Here is a 23,379-nt window from a genome sequence, read left to right as displayed (position 1 = left end):
TGCGTTATTCAATAAAGGGATGCTTTATTTGAATCGAGCGAACAATGCGCGGCGTTTTTGCCAGACCGGTGCGCGAGTCGACCGCCATCGTTCCCCCGCGCGTTACACCGCGGCGGTATTTGTCTGAGCAAATAAATTGAAGGCCGTTTGAAAAACTGTCAAGCACCTTGAACACACTAGGATTGCGCGGTTCGGACATGTTTGGAACTCTGCATCCATTTACTTGTGCGGATCGTCCGATCATAGTCTCGTCCAACGACGCATCACGATAACGAATCAAGCGTACGTACGGAGACCAATACATGAGACGCCTATCCGAGGGCCCGGCCGGACTGCCATGTCCGCGCTTTTCGCTGGATGGGGGCACGACGCGAGTCGCGTGTCCGCGTCATCGCATCGTGTTGCCGCAGTAGCGACGCACCACATTCCGTTTCGATTGTCCCGCCGGCGCCGTGCCGCATGACGGCGCCGCCGGACTGCGCTTGCCTGCCGCGGCGGTCGTGATCGCATCTGCCGATCCGGCCGCGCGGCGCGCACGGCGCGCATCGTCATGCGCTGCGCACGCTAGCGGCGGCGCAATACCAACCGGCGGGTCATGTAGCCCGTCCGCACGGGACCTGTCGTATCTGAAAAGGAGGGGTTGATGCTTTGCATTCCTGAATGGCGGAAGGCGATCCTGTCGTGCGCCGTGCTGGCGCTGCCGTTCGTCGCCGGTTGCGGCGGCGGCGACGATCCGGGCCCGATCAACGTGCCGCAGTGCTCGGGCAGCGCATGCGGGCCGAGCGGCGCCGAAACGACGCCGCCCGTCGTGACGAAGCTGTGTCCGGATTCGCTCGACTACACGACGACCTACACGGGCGGCGCCGGCAGCGGCGAATACGTGAAGGTGAAGTTCGATACGACCAAGCTGACCTATCAGATGCAGTTCATCGAATCGTCGGTGCCGACGTCGGCGGGGCAGGTCAACGACACGCGCGCGGGCCTTACGATCAACGGCGCCTTCCATCATCCGACCAACCTGCCGACGGCCGAGCAGAACCGCTGCGCGTTCGTGCTCGACAGCGGCGCGACGAGCGACGGCGCGTATTCGGTGACGATCAAGCGCACCGATCCGCCGATGCTGTTCGTCGGGAACGGGGTGGTCGGCGGCGGGATTCCGGGCGCGACGATTCAATTCGACGGCATTCCGCTCGCGCCGGGTCTCTATATCGGCACCGTGCCGTCGCGCACGTTCGATTTCTATCCGTTCATCGGCTTTACCGACACCGAGACGGATTTCACCAAGGTGGCCGGCGTGTACAACGAAGTCGGCATTCATCTGTCGCCGACCGGCAGCAGCTACCAGACCGCCACGCCGCAAGGCTGGCAGCCGGATGTCGTGAACTGGAACCAGACGCTCGGCGCGGACGGCACGTGCACGATCACGCCGGGCAGCGACTACTCGTGCCAGACGACCGGTACGCCGTGGACGCTGCGCAAGAACACGGACGGCAGTGCCGACAACGTGTTCGTCAGCAGCGCGAAACCGGGCTTGCCGTATCCGTCGGCCGGCCAGGAGCAGCCGCTCGTGCTGCTGTCGCCGACCCAGGCGCATGGCGTGATGATCATCGGCAAGCTGAACGGCGCGCTGATACCGATCGTGATTCGCGTCGGCTACTCGCACGCCGATGCAAGCAACCTGCTGGCGTCGGTCGCCGACGCGGAAGTCGGCATCTCGATGCTGTCGCCCGCGCAGGCCGTCGCGACGAATGTGCTGAAGGGCGGTTTCATCGGGGCGACGAGCGCGTCCGCATGCGGCGTCGTGACGTCCAACGGCGTGTATGGGGCACCGGGGATTTCGGGACCGAGCTTCGACAGCCTCGTGCCGCATCCGGACCTGCCCGGCACGTTCAACGGCACGTTCTTCATGCCCGAGGCCGGCAACTGCACGGACGGCAGCGCTGTATCGACGCTCGCCGCCAACTACACGTCCACGCTGTTTCAGGGCAATACCGCGGCATTCATCGACCCGCAGACGTCGTCCGTGAGTTCGCAGTTCGCGCTCGACTACACGCAGGCCACGCCCGGCAAGATCAAGGTCACGGCGTCGCAGGACTTCAACGCGAAGGGTGCGAACGGCAACGTGGCGATCTTCAGCAAGGGCGACACCGGTTGGCTGGTGACGGCGGGGAACGTCTACGCGATGGTCGTCAACAACAACAAGATCAACCCGTTCTTCACGGTCGGCGCGTTCGTCCAGTAACGGGGGACTGAACATGGAACACCGGCGGCGCATGCGTCGCCGCCGGCGAATCGAAATTCAAGAGGATTCCTATGAATGTGAAGCATTGGATGGCCGCGGCATCGCTCGCGCCCGTGCTGGCCGCCTGCGGCGGCGACGGCGACCCGCCGCCCGCGCCGGTGGTGCGGCTGTGCCCGCAGTCCATCGACTACAACACGGTGTTCATCGGCGGGTCCGGTTCGGGCGAACTCGTGAAGGTGCAGCTCGACACCACGAAGATGACGTACCGGATGACCTACCTCGCGTCGCCCGTGCCGACCGCCACCGGCACCGTGCAGCCGACGCGCGACACGGCGCCGGCCAACGTCGTCGACGGCACGCTGGCCGACGAGACCGGCCTGCCGACCGTGAAGCTGAACCAGTGCACGTTCCGGATGCAGAACGCGAGCCTCGACCCGAGCCGGCCGGCACGCCTGTTCCTCGGCGAGGGCGTGCTGGGCGGCGCGATTCCGGGCGCGACGATCCAGTTCGACGGCGTGATCGGCGTCGGCAAGATCACGAAAACGACATTCCCGTACTACCCGTTCATCAGCTTCTCGTCGCTCGAAACCGATCTGTCGAAGATCGCCGGCACGTACAACCAGCTCGGCTACCACCAGGTGCCGTCGCAGAACTTCCAGCCGGTGGCGCTCGATCAGCAGGTGACGATCAACGCGGACGGCAGCTACGTCGAAACGGACAACTTCGGCAAGAAGAACGGCGGGCAGCCGCTCGCGTCGAGCGCGACCGTGAACCAGCCGTTCACGCTGCGCCCCGACGCGCCGGCATTCCAGTCGCTGAACTACCAGCCGCAGGTTCCGGCGACGCTCGCCGCGCTCGATCCGGCGAAGGCCGGCAAGGGGATCCTGATCGTCGGCAAGCTGCGCAACCAGCTCGTGCCGGTGTTCATCCGCACCGGCGCCGCGAACGCGGACCTCACGCAGGGCCCGCCGAGCGCGGACGACGAATCGGGCATCTCGTTCCTGAGCCCGCAGGCGGCGGTCGCGCCGGGCTCGCAGAACGGCGAGTACACGGGCGTCGACAGTGCGTTCAACTACCGCGCGACCGCGCTCGTCGGCGCGCAGGCGACGCTGCTCGATCCGTTCAACGCGTCGCAGGCGGCGCTCACGCGCGCGCTGAACCTCGACTACACGCAGAAGGTGCCGGGCGTCGTGACGACGGTGCATGCGGACGCGGCGTCGGGGCCGGCGACCGGCAAGTTCGTGTTCAGCGGCGGTGTGTTCGGGTTCCTCGACATGGCCGATACGAGCAATCCGTACTTCACGGTCGGCGCGTTCGTGCAGTGACCACGCGCGGATGGAGACACGGCGGCGCCGCGCGCGGATGCGCGGCGCCCGGACAGAACGAGGGGGAAGGTTTCATGAGGAAGCTGATTGTCGCGGGTGTCGTCGCAGGCGTGTCGACGCTCGCATCGGCCCAGCAGGCGGGCGACAACGTCGCGACGCTGGGCTGGCTGCACATCCTGCCGCAGGATTCGACCAACGGGCTGACGACGAATCTCGCGAACATGCCGATCAACGGGCCGCTGCGGCTGCCCGGTTCGTTCACGTCGCCGGGCACGAGCCTGACGGTCAACAATGCCGATACGGTCGGCCTCACGCTCACGCACTTCTTTACCGACCACATCGCGGTGACGTCGGTGCTCGGCGTGCCGCCCGAGTTCACGCTGACCGGGCACGGCGTGATCCGGCCGCCCGGCCCGGCCGGCTCGCTCGGCAGCGTCGACATGGACAAGACGTCGAACCAGCCGGCCGTGAAGAATGCGCGGCAGTGGAGCCCGACGATCATTCTTCAGTACTACTTCAATGCGCCGACCGCGAAGTTCCGTCCGTTCGTCGGGATCGGCGTGGCCTACAGCTGGTTCAGCAACATCGAACTGAACGGCAACTTCGCGAAGGACATCAACGAGAACCTCGGCAGCGTGCTCGCGGCCGGCGCCGGCAAGCCGGGGCCGACGTCGGTGGAGGGCAAGGCGTCATCGTCGTTCACGCCGGTCTACAACGTTGGCGCGAGCTATGCGATCGACAAGCACTGGGGGCTCACGGCGACGCTGACCTACATGCCACTGAAGACCTACTCGTCGCTCGTGATCAAGGCGGCCGACGGATCGACGCTCGCGACCACGCGCACGCGGCTTAAGGCCGATCCGCTGATCACGTTCGTCGGCATTTCCTACAAGTTCTGAGCCGTGCGGCACGCGTGCCGGCGGCTTCCTGCGACCGAGCGGCCGGAGCGATCCGGCCGGGACGTCGCGTTCCTGGCGGCATGCCGCCATTTGTGAAGAGAGAGGGGGCAGTTCAAATGAGCATTCGCAAAATCGTATCGCTTGTTGCTGCAGTGGCATTCACCGCGGTTTCGGCCGCGCCTGCTTTCGCCGTCACCGTGTCGCGCGCCGACGGTCAGGCCATGAACCCCAACGGGGAGCCGTTCTCCGCGACGGGCCTTACGGCCCTGGCCAAGGGGTCGATCAACGCGACCTGCAACGCGACGTTCAACGGCACGATCTCGTCGACGGGCATCGTCAACATCACGTCGACGACCTTCACGGGCGGCGCGACGTGCGGCCTGATCAGCGGCAGCGCGACCAGCGCGTCGCCGTGGACCGGGCAGGCCGACAGTGCGACGCAGCTGTCGATCAACAACGTGAAGGTGAACGTCACGCTGCTCGGCACGTGCGGGCCGAGCAAGGTCGTGACGACGTGGAACGATCCGAACTCGTCGCTGACGTTCAACAATGCCGTGCTGACACCGGACTGTACGGTCGGCGGCACGGTCGTCACGTCGCCGAAGTTCCACGTGCAGTAAGCGTCGCGTGATCGAGGCCGGGCGCCAGCCATCGACGAGGGCCGTGCAAGGATGCGCGGCGGGCGTTCCGGTTTCGAGTTGCGTTCGTGTCGTCGCGCGTATCGGCGCGGCGACCGGCTGGCCGCCTGCGTCGCGATCGGACGCGGGCGGCCATACCAGGGGCTGGTGCGATGCACCGTGCCGCCTGCTTCGACCGAACCCGAAACAACACAACCATTCCGATTCGCCACATGCTCACCGACCCAGCGAAGTATGGCGCTGCCCGCGGTGCGACGCCTGACCGGCTGCGCACGGCCGCGTGGCTGCAGTATCTGATCGAACACCTGTCCGAAGCGGCTTGCGTGGCGGCGGCCGCCGACGACGGCGCGACTGACGTTCTGCCATCGTCGCCCCCGGCACGCGGCCGAGCGGGCTTGAATCTGTCGCACGAAGCGATCGCCGTCCTGCATGCGCTCGCGCCGTGGATGGCAACGGACGGCGGCGGTTGCGCATGCGATGCGAGCGATCCGCCTGGCGCATGCATGCACGTGCCCGACGCTCGGCAGCTTGCGCACGCGGAGCGATGCTGCCCTGGATCGCGCGCGGTATTCGAAGCCGCGCATGGCTTCGTCGATGCGTGGACCTTCGACGATCCCGACGACGGCTGGGCCGCGCTCGCGCGGATTGCCCGCGGCGTCGAGCGAGGCAGTGACGATGCCGACGAGCATGACGCACGAGCGCGGCCCGCGAACGGCGAAGCGCCGCCCGCGAAGAACCTGAGAGAACGACACGCGGCCGTCGCGGCGGCATGCGTGGAGCCGTCGACCCGGCCGGGGGACGTCATCGATGCGATCGTGCTGCGCGTGTGCGGGCCGCGCGACGATGCCGCACGGATCGACGAGATGGCCGCGCTCGCGATGTTCTGCGCGGAGCTGGCTGCCGGCAAAGGGGTTTCCTTTGCCGGATACGGCGGTCAGCACAATCTCGTCGCGCGCGCGATTCGCGAACGCCGCGCCGATCTTGCGTCGGTGGACGGTCTGCTCGCGGCGGTGTCCGCGTGCCGGCTCGACCGGCTCGTCGGCGCGGGCAGCTTCTGGGCGTATTACCTGCTGACGGGCATCGTGATCGCGGCGCCGGACACGGTGCGCGAATTCGCGCGCCGCTTCCACGGCGACGCGTGGCAGACGTGGCTCGATGAAACGCTGGCGTGGCCGGCGCTCGGCCGCTTCGGGCGCAAGGAGGAAGTCGCGTTCGAGCATTTGCGCGGCGCGATGAGCCTGACGTCGCGCGCGAATCCGATCGTGCGCGCGAAACGCGTGCGGCCGAGGAGGGCGGCCATCACACGGTTCAGGACGGGCGCCGGGCGCGCCCAATGAAAAACGGCTCGCGGCGAGAACGCCGCGAGCCGTGCATGTTGCTGCCGCCACCGCCGCTGTGCGCGGGCGGAGGCGCTGGTGCGATTACACCGTCTCCGGCTGCCGCACCGCCTTCGCGACATTGCGCGCCATCGCTCCGTTCGCGACGAAGTAGGGCACGTCGACACGCGCAAGCGGCTGGCGGCCACGGATCTTGTCGGCGATCTTCTCCGCGATCATGATCGTCGGCGCGTTCAGGTTGCCGGTGGTAATGATCGGCATGATCGACGCATCGACGACGCGCAGCCCTTCCAGCCCGTGCACGCGACCTTCCTCGTCGACCACGGCCATGTCGTCGTAGCCCATCTTGCACGAGCACGACGGATGGAACGCGGTTTCCGCGCGGGACCGCACGAACGTGTCGAGCTCCTTGTCGGACTTGCAGTCGGCGCCCGGGTTCAGCTCGCGGCCGCGATAGCGGTCGAGCGCGGGCTGCCGCATGATCTCGCGCGTCGCGCGGATTGCATCGCGGAACTCGCGCCAGTCGAGCGCTTCGGCCATGTAGTTGAACAGGATGCTCGGGTGCGCGTTCGGATCGCGCGAGCGCAGCTTCACGCGGCCGCGGCTCGGCGAACGCATCGACCCGACGTGCGCCTGGAAGCCGTGCATCTCGATCGCGTTCGAGCCGTTGTAGTTGATCGCAACGGGCAGGAAGTGATACTGGATGTTCGGCCACGGATCGTCGTCGCGCGTGCGGATGAAGCCGCCCGCCTCGAAGTGATTGCTCGCGCCGAGGCCCGTGCCATTCAACATCCATTCGAGGCCGATCTTCGGCTGGTTCCACCACTTGAGCGCCGGATACAGCGACACCGGCTCCTTGCACTCGTACTGGATGTACATCTCCAGGTGATCCTGCAGGTTCTGGCCGACGCCGGGCAGGTCGAGCACGATCGGGATGTCGAGTTCCTTCAGCCACGCGCCGGGGCCGACGCCCGAGCGTTGCAGCAGTTGCGGCGACGCGATCGCGCCGCTGCACACGAGGACCTCGCGGCGCGCGTGCGCGGTCGCGCGCTCGCTGCCGCGCAGGTACGTGACGCCTGACGCGCGCTTGCCGTCGAACAGGATGCGGTCGGCGAGCGCGTGCGTGACGATCTCGAGATTCGGCCGCCCCTTCGCCTGGTCGAGGTAGCCGCGCGCGGTGCTGGCGCGGCGGCCCTTCGGCGTGACGGTGCGATCCATCGGGCCGAAGCCTTCCTGCTGATAGCCGTTCAGGTCGTCGGTGCGCGGATAGCCGGCCTGCACGCCTGCATCGACCATCGCCTCGAACAACGGGTTCACGCCCGGCTTGCTGGTCGTGACCGACACGGGGCCGTCGCCGCCGTGATAGTCGTTCGGGCCGACGTCGCGCGTCTCGGCCTTCTTGAAGTACGGCAAGCAGTCGAGATACGTCCAGTTCTCGAGCCCCTTGTGCGTCGACCAGTTGTCGTAGTCGAGCGCGTTGCCGCGGATGTAGCACATCCCGTTGATCAGCGACGAGCCGCCGAGCCCCTTGCCGCGGCCGCATTCCATCCGGCGGTTGTCCATGTGCGGCTCGGGGTCGGTCTCGTACGCCCAGTTGTAGCGACGGCCCTGCAGCGGATAGGCGAGCGCCGCCGGCATCTGCGTGCGGAAGTCGAAGCGGTAGTCGGGGCCGCCCGCTTCGAGCAGCAGCACCGTGACGTTCGGATCTTCCGTCAGGCGCGTCGCGAGCACGTTGCCCGCGGAACCGGCGCCGCAGATGATGTAGTCGTATTCGCGTGTCGTCATGACGGGGTATCTCCTATCGTTCTCAAAACACCGGGTTGTAGCGGCCGAGCTCGACCTGTACCGACTTGATTCGAGTGTAGTGTTCGAGCGTCGTGATGCCGTTCTCGCGTCCGACACCGGATTGCTTGTATCCGCCAACCGGCATCTCGGCCGGCGATTCGCCCCACGTGTTGATCCAGCAGATACCGGCTTCGAGGCGATGGATCGTGCGATGCGCGCGCGACAGGTTCTCGGTCACGACGCCGGCCGCGAGGCCGTAGTGCGTGTCGTTCGCGCGGGCGATTACTTCGTCCTCCGATTCGAAATCGAGGATGCTCATCACCGGCCCGAAAATCTCTTCGCGCACGATCTTCATGTCGTCGCGGCAGTCGCCGAACACGGTCGGCGCGACGTACTGGCCGCTGGCGAAGTGACCGTCGGTCAGGCGCGTGCCGCCGGCGAGCAGCTTCGCGCCTTCGGCCTTGCCGCTATCGATGAAGCCGAGCACCTTGTCGAGCTGCGCGGCCGACACGAGCGGGCCGAAGTTGGTGTCGGCATCGGTCGGCTTGCCGACGCGAATCCGCTTCACGCGTTCGAGCACGCGCTGCGTGAACGCGTCCTTGACCGAGCGGTGCACGAACACGCGCGTGCCGTTGGTGCAGACCTGGCCCGAGCTGAAGAAGTTGGCGGTCACTGCGATGTCGGCCGCGCGGTCGAGATCGGCATCCTCGAACACGATCAGCGGCGACTTGCCGCCGAGCTCCATCGTCACTTCCTTCAGCGACGACGCGCCGGCCAGCGACATCACCTTCTTGCCGGTCTCGACGCCGCCGGTGAACGACACCTTCGCGATGTCCGGGTGACCGGTGAGCAGTGCGCCGACCGAGCCGTCGCCCTGCACGACGTTGAACACGCCGGCCGGCACGCCGGCTTCCGTATAGATTTCCGCGAGCTTCAGCGCGGTGAGCGGCGTGACCTCGCTCGGCTTGAACACCATCGCGTTGCCGGCCGCGAGCGCGGGCGCCGTCTTCCAGCATGCGATCTGGATCGGGTAGTTCCATGCGCCGATGCCCGCGCACACGCCGAGCGGCTCGCGGCGCGTATAGACGAACGACTCGGCGCGCAGCGGCACCTGCAGCCCTTCGATCGCGGTCGCGAGGCCCGCGTAGTACTCGATCACGTCCGCGCCGGTGACGATGTCGACCGCGAGCGTCTCGCCGATCGGCTTGCCGGTGTCGCGCGTCTCGATGGCGGCGAGCTCGTCGTTGCGTTCGCGCAGCAGGTCGACCGCGCGGCGCAGGATGCGCGAGCGCTGCATCGCCGTCATCGCGGCCCATTCGCGCTGGCCTTCCCGGGCCGACGCGACCGCGCGATCGACGTCGGCCGCGCTCGCCTGCTGCACCTGCGCGAGCAGTTCGCCGGTGGCGGGATCGAAGGTGTCGAAAGTCTTGCCGCTGGTGGCGTCGACGTAACCGCCGCCGATGTAGAGGCGCTGCAAACCGTATACGGACATGAGGATCTCCTTGAGGGCGACTGCCTGCGCGTCAGTCGGACGCGAGCAGCAGGTCGATGTAATCGTGGGCGAGCTTCAATGCAGCCCGGGTGTCGATCGGGCCGCCGGCGAGGGCGCCGCGCAGCCACAGGCCGTCGATCAGCGCGGCGAGGCCGCTGGCGGCTTGCCGTGCTTTCGCGCGCGGCAACGCCTTCGCGAATTCCGCGCACAGGTTCGAATGGAGGCGCCGCGTGTTGACGTGCTGCAGGCGCTTGAGCATCGCGTCGTGCATGCTCTGCGACCAGAACGCGAGCCAGGTCTTCATCACGGGCGCGCTGACCTGCGTGTCGTCGAAGTTCGCGGCGACGATCGCGCGCAACCGCGAACGCGGATCCTTGCGTGCGGCGACGCGACGTTGCGTGGTGGCCGCCCACAGATCGCGCAGCACGTGCCGCATCGTCGCTTCGAGCAGGCCGTCCTTGTCGCCGAAGTAGTGGCTGACGATGCCCGTCGAGATGTTCGCGCGCTGCGCGACCGATGCGAGCGTCGTGCCGGGCAGGCCGGCTTCGTCGATCGAGCGCAGCGTGGCGTCGATCAACTGTGCGCGGCGAATCTCCCGCATTCCGACTTTCGGCATCGCGCACTCCTTTCGCCCGGACGGGCCCGTTCCTGGAAGTCGAAAGCTTAGCGGTTTTTTATTGATCGTTCAATCAATAAAAAAGTGGGGCGGACGGCGGATCTGGTGTTGGAGGCCGGAAACCGACGGCGTCGCCGCGATTGTGCGGATGCGGAAAAATGAATTGAAAGACAGTTAAATAATTTTAAGTTTGTTTAAAACGGATCGGGAAAAGCCGATGCAATAGTTTCGGCTGTTTCCGAATCCGATTTATTACACGTCGAAAGAATGTCGAGCTATGTGAGAATGGTTTGGGATTCGGAAGTTTGAATTGCCGAGGACGAGGCCCGCATTTTCCGGAAATTCGTTTCAATCAGGCGATTTAAACGATTTATGTGGTTGAGTTTAAAGGATATTGTTGGTCGCGCGGCGCATCTCATGACGCACTCGCAAACGATTGCGACCTCTTTTCGTCCGATTCCTCCTACCATAAAAAATGCTGAAAAAATTTGAATCGCATGTATTCCCCGCTGGAGTAGAGGGAATCGTTGGAGTGACTTGAGTAAGCAATATTGCCCGTATTAGTATGGCGCCGCACCACAAGGAATGAATCGGCGCCGCGGGGATTTTCCGCGGTGCGTCGGCAATGGGCGTGGTCAACGGCCGGAACACGGTCGGCGCCAGCCATTGCGCACCTGCAGCATGCCGCGACGCCGAGACGCCGCATCCACCGGAGAACGACGATGCCGACCGAAAAACACGTGGTCCCGCTACCGAATGGTCTGAAGGTCTACGTCGAACGGAACGTGTTCGATCCGTCATTCGACACGGCGATGCTCGTCAACGGCGCGCTCGCGACGACCGCGTCGTTCGGCCAGACCGTCCAGTATCTCGGCGAGCGGATGAACACGATCTGCTTCGACCTGCCGTATGCCGGGCAGTCGCGCCAGCACAACCCCGGCTGCTTCATCCTGACGAAGGACGACGAAGCCGCGATCCTCCAGCATCTGGTCGAGCACTTCGCGCCCGAGTTCCTCGTGTCGGTGTCGTGGGGCGGCGTCGCGTCGCTGTTCGCGCTCGCGCGCGGCTGCCCGAGCGTGCGGCGCGCGGCGATCTGTTCGTTCTCGCCGTTCCTGAACGACGCGATGGTCGACTACGTGACGCGTGCGCGCGACCACATCGCGGCCGGCGAGAACCTGAAGGCCGCACAGCTGCTGAACGACACGGTCGGCCGCTACCTGCCGCGCATCATGAAGCTGTACAACTACCGCTACCTGACGCGCCTGCCGCGCGACGAGCAGGATCAGGTCGCGTTCCACGTCGACCAGATCCTGTCGTTGCAGCCGGAGCGCTATCTGAGCGAGTTCTCGAACATCGGCGCCGAGCTGCTGTTCGTGAACGGCGAGCGCGATGAATACACGACGCCGGCCGACGTCCGCCAGCTCGCCGCGCACGTGCCGCGTGCGCGCTTCGGGACGATTCCCGACGCCGGTCATTTTCTCGACATCGAAGGCCGCGCGCAGCGCGAGGCCACGCGTGCCGCGCTGCTCGGCTTCTTCTGCGACGCGCCGCCCGTTGCCGCGGGCGTCGGGCTCGGCGCCGCACACGCGTGCGTGTCCGCGCCGATGCCGGCCATGTCGTCGTGACGCGGCACGTCGCGCACCGCGCACGCCGCGCGCATCCGAATTCTCATCCACACGAGGCAGGCCAGCCGTGAATATCGTTCAGACCATCGCCATCGCCGTTCCGTGGGCCGCGTGGCTCGCCTACTGGATCATGACGTCGCAGGCCGTGAAGACGACCGTGCGCAAGGAGGCGTCGCGCTCGCGCACGCTGCAGTCGATTCCGCTGATCGTCGGCGGCGCGCTGATCATCCTGCCCGACCTGACGCTGCGCGCGTGGGTGCCGGACTGGCAGCGCTTCGGCCTGCAGGCCCAGTGCGGGCTCGCGGTGCTGGTCGCGGGCCTGCTGTTCTCGGTGTGGGCGCGGCTGCATCTCGGCACGAACTGGAGCGTGTCCGTCACGCTGAAGGAGAATCACGAGCTCGTGCGCACCGGCCCGTATGGCCTCGTGCGCCATCCGATCTACACCGGCTGCCTGATCGCGCTGGTGGGCGCCGCGCTGATCGGCGGCGAGTGGCGCGGTGCATTCGGCGTCGCGCTCGTGTTCGCGTCGCTCGCATACAAGGTGCGCGTCGAGGAGAGCTGGCTGACCGGACATTTCGGGCCGGCGTACGCGCAGTACCGTCGCGAAGTCGCGGCGCTGATCCCCGGTTTCTACTGATCTTTCCGCGAGGCGCGCGATGGCGAAGATGATCGTGACCGCGATCGGCTCGGCGGGCGACGTGCATCCGCTGCTCGGCGTCGCGCGCGCGCTCGCGATGCGCGGCCACGAGGTCGTGTTCTGCACGCATCCGCCGTTCGAGGCGACCGTGCGCCGCTGCGGTTTCGCGTTCGTGCCGGTCGGCACCGCGACCGAGTACGAGGCCGCGATGGCGAACCCGGCGCTGTGGGATCCGCGCACGTCGTTTCGCACGCTGTGGCAGGTGATCGCCCCCGTGCTGCGCCCGCATTACGACGCGCTGCGCGCGCTGACCGATCGCGACACCGTGCTGGTCGGCACGCTGTGGGCGTTTTCTGCGCGCTTCATGCAGGAGCGGCACGGCACGCCGTATGTGTCGGTGCAGGTGTCGCCGTCGACGCTGCTGTCCGCGCACGTGCCGCCGACGCATCCGCGCCTGACGATTCCCGCGCGCTGGCCGCTGCCGGTGAAGGCGGCGCTGATGACGCTGATCGAGCGGCAGGTGCTCGATCGCGTGTGCGGGCCGGCGCTCGATGCGGTGCGTCGCGACCTCGGGCTCGCGCCCGCGCGGCGCGTGCTGGGCCGCTGGCTGCATTCGACCGATGGCGTGCTGTGCCTGTTTCCCGACTGGTTCGCGCCGGCGCAGCGCGACTGGCCGGCCCGTCTTCTGCAAAGCGGCTTTCCGTTGTTCAACGATGTCGCGACACCCGACGACGATCCCGCGCTCGACGCGTTTCTCGCGGCCGGCGAGCCGCCCGTGGTGTTCACGGCCGGGTCGACACTTGTCGATCACGCCGCGTATGCGCGTGCGGTCGCCGACGCGATGCGCGCGACCGGCGCGCGCGGCATCCTGCTGAGCCCGCACGATGCAGCACCGGACGGCGACCGGCTGCTGGTGCGCCGCTTCGTGCCGATGCGTACGCTGCTGCCGCGTTGCCGCGCACTCGTGCATCACGGCGGGATCGGCACCGCGGCGCTCGCGTTCGAAGCCGGCATCCCGCAGGTCGTGACACCATTCGCGCACGACCAGTTCGACAATGCGCAGCGCGTCGCGACGAGCGGTGCCGGCATACGCATCGACGCGCCGGTCGACGGCGCGCGGCTCGGTGCGGCGCTCATGCGCGTACTGAACGAGCCCGAATTCGCGGTGTATGCGGAACGCGCGCGGGCGCTGATCAACGCCGCGCCGGACGGCTGCGAGACGGCCGCCGATTTCATCGAGCGCCTTGCACCGAAACGTGGACGCGCGATCTCGCCGGCCACGGTCGCGATGGCGGGCGCATGAGCACGGCATCGCCGCTTCAGCATGCATCGGCGCCCGCCGCGCTCGACGCGCCTGCCGCGGCACCGGTGCGCGGCGCCCGGCTCGCGCTCCTGACGTTCGCGCTGTCGCTCGCGACCTTCATCGAAGTGCTCGACTCGACCGTGACGAACGTCGCGGTGCCGGCGATCTCCGGCAGTCTCGGCGTGTCGAACAGCCAGGGCACGTGGGTGATCAGCTCGTATTCGGTCGCGGCCGCGATCGCGGTGCCGCTGACCGGCTGGCTCGCGCGCCGCGTCGGCGAGCGGCGGCTGTTCGTCGGCGCGGTGCTGCTGTTCACGCTGACGTCGCTGTTGTGCGGGCTCGCACGCGACCTGCACGTGCTGGTGGTCTGCCGCGCATTGCAGGGCCTGTGCTCGGGGCCGATGGTGCCGCTGTCGCAGACGATCCTGCTGCGCACCTTCCCGCCGGACAAGCGCACCGTCGCGCTCGCGCTGTGGGCGATGACGGTGCTGCTCGCGCCGATCTTCGGGCCGGTGGTCGGCGGCTGGATCGTCGACAGCTTCTCGTGGCCGTGGATCTTCCTGATCAATCTTCCGATCGGGCTGTTCTCGTTCGCGGTGTGCACCGCGATGCTGCGCCCCGACGCGCAGCGCGGCGCGGCCGGCCCGATCGACGTGCCGGGCATCGTGCTGCTCGTGATCGGCGTCGGCTCGCTGCAGGCGATGCTCGATCTCGGGCACGACAAGGGCTGGTTCGATTCGCCGCTGATCGTCACGCTCGCGGTAGTCGCCGGGATCGCGGTCGTGTCGCTGCTGCTCTTGGGAGGCGGCCGAGAAGGAGCCGGTGGTCGACCTGTGGCTGTTTAAGGACCGCACGTTTTCGTTCTGTGTGCTGATCATCTCGCTCGGGATGATGAGCTTCTCGGTGGTGGGCGTCGTGTTTCCGCTGTGGATGCAGGCGGTGATGGGCTACAACGCGTTTCACGCGGGCCTCGCCACCGCATCGCTCGGCGTGCTCGCGCTCGTGTTCTCGATTCTCGTCGGCCTGCATGCGCACCGCTTCGATGCGCGCGTGCTCGCGACGTTCGGCTTCGTCGTGTTCGCGGCCGTGCTCGCGTGGGACGCGCATTTCACGCTGAAGATGACGTTCGCGCAGATCCTGCCGCGGCTCATGCAGGGGATCGGGGTGGCGTGTTTCTTCGTGCCGATGACGACGACACGCTGTCGCGCATTCCGGACGACCGGCTCGCGGCCGCGTCGAGCCTGTCGAACTTCCTGCGCACGCTGTCCGCCGCGTTCGGCACCGCGATGAGCGTGACGCTGTGGGACAACCGCGCGACCTATCACTACGACGTCGTGTCGCAATCGGTCACGCACGCATCGACGAACACGCAGCGCTTCGTGCATACGCTGAACGCGATGGGCGTGGATGGCGTGCGCGAGCTATCCACGCTGCACCAGGTCGTGATGCAGCAGGCGTACATGATGGCGACGGGCGACATGTTCTGGATGGCGAGCATGACCTGCATCGTGCTCGCCGCGATGATGTGGCTGACGCGGCCGAAGCGCGGCGCCGCGGTTTCGCTCGGACATTGAGGAGAGGGACATGACGACACTCGGCGCACTCGTGATCCTGTATCACCCGACCGACGCGCAGCTCGCGGCGCTCGGCGCGTGGCGGCACGCGTGCGATGCGCTGCTCGTCGTCGACAACACGCCGCAGCCCGATATGCGCGCCCGCGAGCTGTGCGCGCGCGACGGCATCGCGCTGCTGCATCACGGCAACCGCGGCGGCGTCGCCGGCGCGTACAACGCGGGGCTCGCGGCGCTGTTTCGGCGGAACGTCGATGCCGTTGCGCTGTTCGACCAGGATTCGTCGGTGCCGGCCGGTTACTTCGCGACGATGCGCGACGTGTGCGCGGGGCTCGCGGGGCGTGCATTCCTCGCCGGCCCGCGCATCTTCGACGAGAACGCGCGCAGCTTCCTGCCCGAACTCGCGACGAACGGGATCTCGCTGCGCCGGCTGCGCGTCGCGCCCGACGCGCCGCCGCAGCGCTGCGCGTTCCTGATCTCGTCGGGCTGCGTCGTGTCGCGCGCCGCGTTCGACGTGCTCGGCCGCTTCGACGAGACGCTGTTCATCGATCACGTCGACACCGAGTACAGCTTCCGCGCGCTCGCGCGCAACGTGCCGCTCTATGTCGTGCCGTCGCTGGTGCTGAAGCACCGCATCGGCGCGAAGCAGCGGCATGCATTCGGTCCTTTCGAAATGACGTCGATGAATCACTCGTGGCAACGGCGCTACTACAGCGCGCGCAATGCGGTGCAGCTCGGGATGCAGTACGGGCTGCGCTTTCCGGTGGCGATGGTGCCGAACCTTCTGACCGTGTGGCAGGTCGTGCAGATCGCGCTCGTCGAGCGCGACAAGCGCGCCAAGCTCGCCGGCATCCTGTACGGCATCGCGGACGGCCTGCTCGGCCGGCTCGGGCCGCTCGAGCGCGCACGGCCGCGCCTGGCCGCACGCGCGCAGCGCGTCCAGCAGGGTTGAGGGAAGCGATGAAACGCATCACGAAATCGGCGCGACCGGCGCGACCGGCGCGACCGGCGCGACCGGCGCGGGCGCGCGACGGGCAGGGCGGCTGGACGATGCTCGCGGCGGCCGCGCTGCTGGCGCTGGGCGGTTGCGTGCCGTCGGGGTTCCTGCCGTCGCTGTCGCTGCGCGCACCGGCCGGCGACGCGCTCGCGCACACCGCGGGCCCCGGCGTGGACGGCGCGTGGCCCGCACCCGACTGGGTGAAGCAACTGCAGGATCCGCAGCTCGACGAACTGGTGGCGGAGGCGTCGCGGAACAATCCCGACCTGCAGGTCGCGCAGGCGCGGCTGCGGATCGCGCAGGCGCAGCTTCGGCAATTCGATTCGCTGACGGGGCTGACCGGCACGGCCGGCGCGACGGTCAGCCGCGCGCGGATGCCGAAGCCGGGCGACGTCGCCGACGTGTCCGTCGGCGGCTATCGCGTGCCGGTCGAGATCTTCGGCGATCCGGTCGTGTCGCCGTCGTCGATATTCGTCGGGCTGACCTACCAGCTCGACCTGTGGGGCAAGAACCGCGCGGCGACGAAGAGCCTGATGTCGTTGCGCGACGCGGCCGGCGTCGAGGCCGAGCAGGTTCGGCTCACGCTCGCGGTCGCGATCGTCACCGTGTATTGCCAGCTCGACCAGGCGTACGCGGTGCGCGACCTGTTGCAGCAGAAACTGAAGATCAGCCAGCGCGTGACGGCCGTGCTGCGCGAGCGCACCGCGCGCGGCCTCGACAACGCGTACGACGCGAGCGACGCGTCGATCAAGCGCACCCGCCTGCTCGAACAGATGGCGCTGAACGACGAGCAGATCAAGCTCGCGCAATTGCAGCTCGGCGTGCTGTCCGGTCGCGGGCCCGAGCGTGGGCTCTCGCTGCAGCGGCCGCGCGTCGGCGCGTTCCCCGGCGGCGCGCTGCCCGCGCGGCTGCCGGCCGACCTGCTCGGCCGCCGGCCCGATATCGTCGCCGCGCGCCTGCGTGTCGAAGCCGCGTTCGCGAATGCCGATTCCACGCGCGCGCAGTTCTATCCGGACGTGAACCTCGTCGCGCTCGGCGGCGTGTTCGCGCTGACGCCCGCGTCGCTGTTCTCGCGCGACGCGATCGCCGGCTCCGTCGGCCCCGCGATCTCGCTGCCGGTGTTCGATCGCGGCCGGTTGAAGGCGAAGCTCGGTGCGGACGTCGCGCAGGCCGACGTCGCGATCGGGCTGTACAACAAGACGGTGGACGACGCGCTCGGGCAGGTCGCGCAGATCGTCACGTCGTTGCAGACCGCGCAGACGCTCGTCGCGCAGCAGCAGGACGCCGTCGCCGCCGCGCAGAAGATCGTGCAGATCGCGGCCGACCGCCATCGGCGCGGCGTGCTGATGCAGAAGGACGTCGATGTCGCGGACCTCACGCTGATCGACGAGCGCGCGCAGCTGATCGCGTTGCTCGGGCGGCAGCGGACGCTGCGCGTCGGGTTGGTCGGCGCGCTCGGCGGCGGGTTCGATGCGAGCGCGGCGATGGCGTCGGCATCGACATCGACGTCACCGGTCGCGACACGTACCGCGCAAGGCGCGCGGTCGAAGCGCGGCGCGATGACGAACGCGGCCGCTCGCAACGCGACGAACGCCAGCACGGAAGCGCGTCGCGCGGCCACGTCCGCCAACGGCGCCGCGCCAATCGACCCGCCGGCGGCGCTCGTGACACCACGCAGTGCGGCAGCCGAGAGCGCGAGCGTGAGCACCGGCACGCGCAGCGCGGTACCCATCGTCTCGTCCGACCCGCGCGTGAGCGCGATCCCCCAGTTCCAGCATGACCGCCTGATCGTTACGCAAAGCGACTGATGCACCACGACAACCTTCATACCGCCGCGCAGCCGGCCGCACTGAACGACCCGGCACTCGACGCGCGCCGGGCGACCCGCCGCAAGCGCTTCACGCTGTTCTTCGCGGTCGTGCTGCTGGCCGCGCTCGTGTGGATCGCGTTCTGGCTGCTGCACGACCGCTATGTCGAGGACACCGACGACGCATACGTCGCGGGCAGCATCGTGCAGGTCGCCGCGCAGATCCCGGGCGCGGTGACCGACGTGCTGGTCGCCGATACGCAGGCCGTGCGCGCCGGGCAGACGCTCGTGCGGCTCGACGACACCGAAGCGTCCGTCGCGTTCGCGCAGGCGAAGGCGCAGCTCGTGCAGGCCGTGCGGCAGGTCGCGAACGCGAAGATCTCGAACACGATGTACGTGGAAGCCGTGAACGCGCGTCAGGCCGACCTGTCGCTCGCGCAGCGCGCGCTCGCCGCGCGTTCGGGCGCATCGGTCGAGATCGTCGCGCCGGAGGAGCTGGCGCGCGCCCGCGCGGCGGTCGCCGGCGCGCAGGCGAACCTCGCGGCCGCGCAGGCGCAGCTCGAAGCGGCGCGGGCGCTCGGCAGCAAGCTGCCGGTCGACGAAAGCCCGGCCGTCGTGCAGGCGGCCGCGCAGTTCCGGCTCGCGTACCGGAACCTGAAGCGCACGACGATCGTCGCGCCGGTCGACGGCACGGTCGGCCAGCGTTCGGTGCAGGTCGGCCAGCAGGTCGGGCCCGGCGTGCCGCTGATGTCGATCGTGCAGCTGAACCGGCTGTGGATCGAGGCGAACTTCAAGGAAGGGCAGATCCGCCACATGCGCATCGGCCAGCCGGTCGACGTGGTGTCGGACCTGTACGGCTCGCGGGTGGTCTATCGCGGCCGCGTGCAGGGCTTCTCGGCCGGCACCGGCAGCGCGTTCTCGATGCTGCCGTCGCAGAACGCGGCCGGCAACTGGATCAAGGTCGTGCAGCGGGTGCCGGTCGTGATCGCGATCGATCCCCGCGACCTGGCCGCGCATCCGCTCAGGGTCGGGTTGTCGATGCGCGCGACCGTCGATACGCGCAACCGCGACGGCCACGCGCTCGACAGCGAGCCGCCGACGCCGGCCGTCAGCACGCGCATGCACGACGGCGTCGCGAGCGACGCGCAAGCGGCTGCCGCCGCGATCATTCGCGAGAATCAGGGCGGGTAACGCTCGCCCGGCCGGCGGGGCGGGCCGACCCGATCGCTTGAACCGGCCGGCCTTTGCGGCCCGCGCGCTCCGCGTCTTCCTTGGTACTGCCTTCCAGCCGCTTTCCGGCCCGACTTTCGCGTTTGCGCCATCGATGTCGGCACCGATCAAACGCATGTCGGGTTTGAGACATCGGCGCCCCCGCCTCCGGGACTACTCTCGAACAGCACGTTGCGTAAGCGCCGCACCCGCCGGCGCACCGCAGCGCCATCCAACGAGACATGGAGACAATACGATGAGCAGCAATCGAGGTGTCGTCTATCTTGGGCCGGGCAAGGTCGAAGTACAGAAGATCGATTATCCGAAAATGGTCGATCCGACCGGCCGCGCGATCGGCCACGGTGTGATCCTGAAAGTGGTGAGCACGAACATCTGCGGTTCCGACCAGCACATGGTGCGCGGCCGCACGACCGCTCCGGTCGGCCTCGTGCTCGGTCACGAGATCACCGGCGAAGTGGTCGAGGTGGGCCGCGACGTCGAGACGCTGAAGCTCGGCGATCTCGTGTCGGTGCCGTTCAACGTCGCGTGCGGACGCTGCGCGATGTGCAAGGACACGCATACGGGCGTGTGCCTGAACGTGAACCCGTCGCGTGCCGGCGGCGCATACGGCTACGTCGACATGGGCGGCTGGATCGGCGGCCAGGCCGAGTACGTGCTCGTGCCGTACGCGGACTTCAACCTGCTGAAATTCCCGGACCGCGATCAGGCAATGGCGAAGATTCGCGACCTGACCTGCCTGTCCGACATTCTGCCGACCGGTTATCACGGCGCGGTGAGCGCGGGCGTGAAGCCGGGCTCGACGGTCTATATCGCGGGCGCGGGCCCGGTCGGGATGGCGGCGGCCGCGTCGGCGCGCCTGCTCGGCGCGGCGGTGACCATCGTCGGCGACATGAACGAGGAACGCCTCGCGCATGCGCGGGCGATGGGCTTCGAGACGGTCGACCTGTCGAAGGACGCGTCGCTCGGCGAGCAGATCGAGCAGATTCTCGGAGTGCCGGAAATCGACTGCGCGGTCGACTGCGTCGGCTTCGAGGCGCACGGCCACGGTTCGTCGGGCCATTCCGAGGAAGCGCCCGCGACGGTGCTGAACTCGCTGATGGAAATCACGCGTCCGGCCGGCGCGATCGGCATCCCGGGCCTGTACGTGACGGACGATCCGGGTGCGAAGGACAAGGCCGCGCAGCACGGCAGCCTGAGCATCCGCTTCGGCCTCGGCTGGGCGAAGTCGCACTCGTTCTTCACGGGCCAGACGCCGGTGCTGAAGTACAACCGCAACCTGATGCAGGCGATCCTGTTCGACCGTCTGCCGATCGCGAAGATCGTCAACGTCGAGGTGATCTCGCTCGACCAGGCGCCGGAAGGCTACAAGAAGTTCGATGGCGGCGCGCCGCGCAAATTCGTGATCGATCCGCACGGTTTGCTGGCGGCCTGACGCACGAACCAGGAAGGGCATGAAGCGGGCGGCACCGGAGACGGTGCCGCCCGTTGTCGCTGTGGGCGCGCGGCGCGCTCAGTGTCCGCGATAGACCCCGGCCAATTGGATGTCGGTCGCCGCGGCGCGGTGCCCGTGGCGTGTATGCGCACTCACGCGATGGATCGCATGCGTGCGCCGGGCCGGGACGCCTTTCCAGTCGGCGACGCGGACGCCGTTGCGCGCGTGTTGCGGCTCGCGAACCGGTGGCGCATGTCGCGCGAGTGTCGTGGTCGCGCGTGCGGTGGAGCGTGAGGTTGCGCGCCGGCTCGTATCGGCCACGCGTGCGGCCACGCGCGGCTGCTCGGCCGCGATCTGCGTGTCGTCGGCCGCGACCGGCGTCTCGTGTGCGGCGGCCGGCTTATCGTCTGCACGATGAAACGCATAGACGGGCACGGGCACGACCGGCAGCGTCGGCGCATCGGCGCCGTGCACGCCTGCATCGATCGTCGTCGCACCGGGCGTAGCCGGGCCGCGGCAGGCGGGGTCCGCCCGGCATGTCCGGTCGAACGTCACATAGCCGCCGACCATCAGCACGACGGTCAGGATGCTCAGCAGCGGCGCACTGGACGGGCGCGGCCGCCGGATCGCGGCGCTGCGCACCGCGGCCGCGACGCGCGACGACCACGCCGGCACAGGCCGCTGCGTGTCGTGCGGGGGCGTGGCCTGCCCGGCATGTGCGTCGCCGCGCCGGTCGCGCAGCGGCGTGAACGGCCAGTCTCCCACACCGCAGACGGGGCACTGCTCGCTGGCGCGAAACGCCAGGAAGCCGCATTCGCGGCAGCGCTGGCTGACGGCGCCGTGCGGCTCGGCACGCAGGTTCAGTGCGCCGCGCAGCGTGTCGCGGGTCCGCACATTCCGGTTGAGCAGGACTTGCATGGTGTTGCTACCTCGTCTGTCGTTGCCGCCCGGCGAGCGTCCCGATGGTCCGCATCGCGTCTTCGACGGCAGGGGTCCAGGGCCGGCCGTAGTTCAGCCGGACATAACGGTGAAATGCGCCCGTCACGGAAAAGATCGGCCCGGGCGCGAGGCTGACGCCGTTGTCCATCGCGTCGTCGAACAACTGCATCGCGTCCACGTGCGGCGGCAATTCGATCCACAGGAAATACCCGCCGCGCGGTGCGTACACCTCCGTGTCGGGCGGAAAGTACGCGCGAACGGCGGCCAGCATCTGCGCCTGGTGCGCGGCCAGGTTGCGCCGGAGCCGGCGCAGGAAGCGGTCGTACGCGCCGTCGCGCAGGTAGCTCGAGACGGCCATCTGCGCGGGCACGTCGGCGGCCGGCGCGCTTTCGTTCTTCACGTGGCTGATCTGTTCGACGTAGCGTCCGGCCGCGACCCACCCGACCCGGAAACCCGGAGCGAGGCACTTCGAGAACGACCCGCAATGCAGCACCAGCCCGCTATCGTCGTACAGTTTCGCGGGGCGCGTGGGCAATGGCCCGAAATGCAGTTCGCCGAACACGTCGTCCTCGATCAGCGGCACCTCGTGCGACGCGAGCAGGTCGATCAGCGCGCGCTTGCGCTCGTCGGACAGCGTCGCGCCGGTCGGGTTGTGAAGCGAGGTCATGAACCAGCACGCGCGCACCGGATGCGTGTCCAGCGCATCCGCGAGTGCGTCGAGATCGAGGCCGGCGCGCGGGTCGACCGGGATCTCGACGGTCTTCAGATGCAGCCGCTGCACGGCCTGCAACACTGCGGGGAAGGCCGGGCGTTCGATCGCGACGATATCGCCGGGGCGCGTGAGTGCCTGCAGGCTCAGCGTCAGCGCTTCGGCCGCGCCGGTCGTGATGACGATCTCTTCCATCGGCAATGCGGCGCCCGCGTTCAGGTAGCGCATGGCGATCTGGCGGCGCAGCGCTTCGTGGCCCGGCGGCAGTCCCGCCAGCAGCTGCGCGCGGTCCATGTTGCGGGCCGCCGTCGCCGCGTAGCGCCACAGGCTGCTCATCGGAAACAGTGAATAGCTGGCGAATGCCGAACCCAGCGGCACGATGTCGTCGCGCTTGAGCGAGTCCATCAAGCGGAACAGGGTGTCGTCGCCAGTCGGCGACGCGCCCGGCTTGCGTGGCGTGTCCTGGCTGGTACGTACTCGCTTGTCGTCGAGATCCGCGACGAAATACCCGGAACGCGCGCGCGCGACGATGAGGCCCTCGCTTTCGAGCGTGTAGTACGCGCGAAACACGGTGGAAGGACTCACACGATAGGCGCGGCACGCCGAGCGCACGGTCGGGATCCGGGCGCCGGCCGCGAGGTCGCCACGCCTGATCGAGTCCGCAATCGTCTGCGCGAGCGCCGCATATCGCTTCATGCCCGCCCTCCGGCCGACCGCGGCCGTCGATGAAAAAAAGAGTAGCACGCCATCCGCCGCGTTCAATCCCGCCCCACTCGTCGATCCGCATATTGCTGA

The 23,379-nt window shown here is 68.1% G+C and carries 18 protein-coding genes and 1 pseudogene; 13 read left to right on the top strand and 6 right to left on the bottom strand.

The window, feature by feature from the left end:
- Nucleotides 1–4 precede the first annotated feature (4 nt).
- Entirely contained in the window at nt 5–199 is a 195-nt protein-coding gene (locus ACP26O_RS20215; RefSeq protein WP_175663319.1) for a hypothetical protein, read from the bottom strand.
- 444 nt (nt 200–643) lie between these two features.
- Here ACP26O_RS20215 and ACP26O_RS20210 point away from each other — a divergent pair, with 444 nt between their 5' ends.
- From ACP26O_RS20210 to ACP26O_RS20190, 5 genes are all read left to right on the top strand, one after another.
- A complete protein-coding gene (locus ACP26O_RS20210; RefSeq protein WP_175663320.1) occupies nt 644–2,242 on the top strand; it encodes a DUF2957 domain-containing protein in 1,599 nt (532 codons plus the stop codon).
- Between the two features lie 71 nt (nt 2,243–2,313).
- Entirely contained in the window at nt 2,314–3,567 is a 1,254-nt protein-coding gene (locus ACP26O_RS20205; protein WP_175663321.1) for a DUF2957 domain-containing protein, read from the top strand.
- Between the two features lie 74 nt (nt 3,568–3,641).
- Nucleotides 3,642–4,466, top strand: coding sequence for an OmpW/AlkL family protein (locus tag ACP26O_RS20200; protein WP_175663322.1), 825 nt, complete (start codon nt 3,642–3,644; stop codon nt 4,464–4,466).
- 116 nt (nt 4,467–4,582) lie between these two features.
- Nucleotides 4,583–5,086 (top strand): activator protein, encoded by a 504-nt coding sequence (locus tag ACP26O_RS20195; RefSeq protein WP_165753725.1) that lies wholly within the window; start codon nt 4,583–4,585, stop codon nt 5,084–5,086.
- 230 nt (nt 5,087–5,316) lie between these two features.
- Nucleotides 5,317–6,441, top strand: coding sequence for a hypothetical protein (locus ACP26O_RS20190; protein ID WP_175663323.1), 1,125 nt, complete (start codon nt 5,317–5,319; stop codon nt 6,439–6,441).
- 84 nt (nt 6,442–6,525) lie between these two features.
- Here the strand turns inward: ACP26O_RS20190 and betA are convergent, their stop codons facing one another.
- From betA to betI, 3 genes are read right to left on the bottom strand one after another with little or no spacing between them, the layout of a single operon-like run.
- Nucleotides 6,526–8,226: a choline dehydrogenase gene (gene betA, locus ACP26O_RS20185; protein ID WP_175663324.1), complete on the bottom strand. Its 1,701-nt coding sequence runs from the start codon at nt 8,224–8,226 to the stop codon at nt 6,526–6,528.
- A gap of 22 nt (nt 8,227–8,248) precedes the next feature.
- Nucleotides 8,249–9,718 (bottom strand): betaine-aldehyde dehydrogenase, encoded by a 1,470-nt coding sequence (gene betB, locus ACP26O_RS20180; RefSeq protein ID WP_175658803.1) that lies wholly within the window; start codon nt 9,716–9,718, stop codon nt 8,249–8,251.
- A 31-nt stretch (nt 9,719–9,749) separates the two neighbouring features.
- Nucleotides 9,750–10,334 (bottom strand): transcriptional regulator BetI, encoded by a 585-nt coding sequence (betI, locus tag ACP26O_RS20175; protein WP_011659481.1) that lies wholly within the window; start codon nt 10,332–10,334, stop codon nt 9,750–9,752.
- Between the two features lie 722 nt (nt 10,335–11,056).
- Here betI and ACP26O_RS20170 point away from each other — a divergent pair.
- The 8 genes and pseudogenes from ACP26O_RS20170 to fdhA all read left to right on the top strand — a co-directional run bounded on the left by ACP26O_RS20170 (nt 11,057) and on the right by fdhA (nt 20,936).
- Nucleotides 11,057–11,959: an alpha/beta fold hydrolase gene (locus tag ACP26O_RS20170; protein WP_175663325.1), complete on the top strand. Its 903-nt coding sequence runs from the start codon at nt 11,057–11,059 to the stop codon at nt 11,957–11,959.
- Between the two features lie 67 nt (nt 11,960–12,026).
- On the top strand, nt 12,027–12,596 hold the full coding sequence (locus tag ACP26O_RS20165; RefSeq protein WP_175663326.1) for a methyltransferase family protein: 570 nt from the start codon (nt 12,027–12,029) through the stop codon (nt 12,594–12,596).
- A gap of 19 nt (nt 12,597–12,615) precedes the next feature.
- Nucleotides 12,616–13,899: a glycosyltransferase gene (locus tag ACP26O_RS20160; protein ID WP_175701118.1), complete on the top strand. Its 1,284-nt coding sequence runs from the start codon at nt 12,616–12,618 to the stop codon at nt 13,897–13,899.
- Nucleotides 13,896–15,473, top strand: a pseudogene (locus ACP26O_RS20155) (DHA2 family efflux MFS transporter permease subunit). Before ACP26O_RS20160 ends, ACP26O_RS20155 begins: the two are co-directional and overlap by 4 nt.
- A gap of 10 nt (nt 15,474–15,483) precedes the next feature.
- Nucleotides 15,484–16,422, top strand: a complete 939-nt coding sequence (locus ACP26O_RS20150; RefSeq protein WP_175663329.1) for a glycosyltransferase family 2 protein — start codon at nt 15,484–15,486, stop codon at nt 16,420–16,422.
- 98 nt (nt 16,423–16,520) lie between these two features.
- Entirely contained in the window at nt 16,521–18,275 is a 1,755-nt protein-coding gene (locus tag ACP26O_RS20145; protein WP_175663798.1) for an efflux transporter outer membrane subunit, read from the top strand.
- Nucleotides 18,275–19,465: an efflux RND transporter periplasmic adaptor subunit gene (locus ACP26O_RS20140; RefSeq protein ID WP_175663330.1), complete on the top strand. Its 1,191-nt coding sequence runs from the start codon at nt 18,275–18,277 to the stop codon at nt 19,463–19,465. The genes ACP26O_RS20145 and ACP26O_RS20140 overlap by 1 nt, the downstream gene beginning before the upstream one ends.
- A 274-nt stretch (nt 19,466–19,739) precedes the next feature.
- Nucleotides 19,740–20,936, top strand: coding sequence for a formaldehyde dehydrogenase, glutathione-independent (gene fdhA, locus ACP26O_RS20135; protein WP_006755768.1), 1,197 nt, complete (start codon nt 19,740–19,742; stop codon nt 20,934–20,936).
- 78 nt (nt 20,937–21,014) lie between these two features.
- On the opposite strand, the gene ACP26O_RS20130 is transcribed toward fdhA, so the two are convergent.
- Together ACP26O_RS20130 and ACP26O_RS20125 are read right to left on the bottom strand one after the other, a co-directional pair.
- Nucleotides 21,015–21,854 (bottom strand): ATP-dependent serine protease, encoded by an 840-nt coding sequence (locus ACP26O_RS20130; RefSeq protein WP_175663331.1) that lies wholly within the window; start codon nt 21,852–21,854, stop codon nt 21,015–21,017.
- Nucleotides 21,855–21,861: 7 nt separating this feature from the next.
- Nucleotides 21,862–23,280 carry a PLP-dependent aminotransferase family protein gene (locus ACP26O_RS20125; RefSeq protein ID WP_011659472.1) on the bottom strand — a complete coding sequence of 473 codons (1,419 nt, stop codon included), beginning with the start codon at nt 23,278–23,280 and terminating at the stop codon, nt 21,862–21,864.
- Between the last annotated feature and the right edge of the window lie 99 nt (nt 23,281–23,379).

The sequence above is a fragment of the Burkholderia sp. R-40 genome, assembly GCF_049942845.1.
Lineage (GTDB): Bacteria > Pseudomonadota > Gammaproteobacteria > Burkholderiales > Burkholderiaceae > Burkholderia > Burkholderia ambifaria.
The sequence above is the reverse complement of the archived record's forward strand: the minus strand, read 5'-3'. Positions and strand labels throughout refer to the sequence as shown.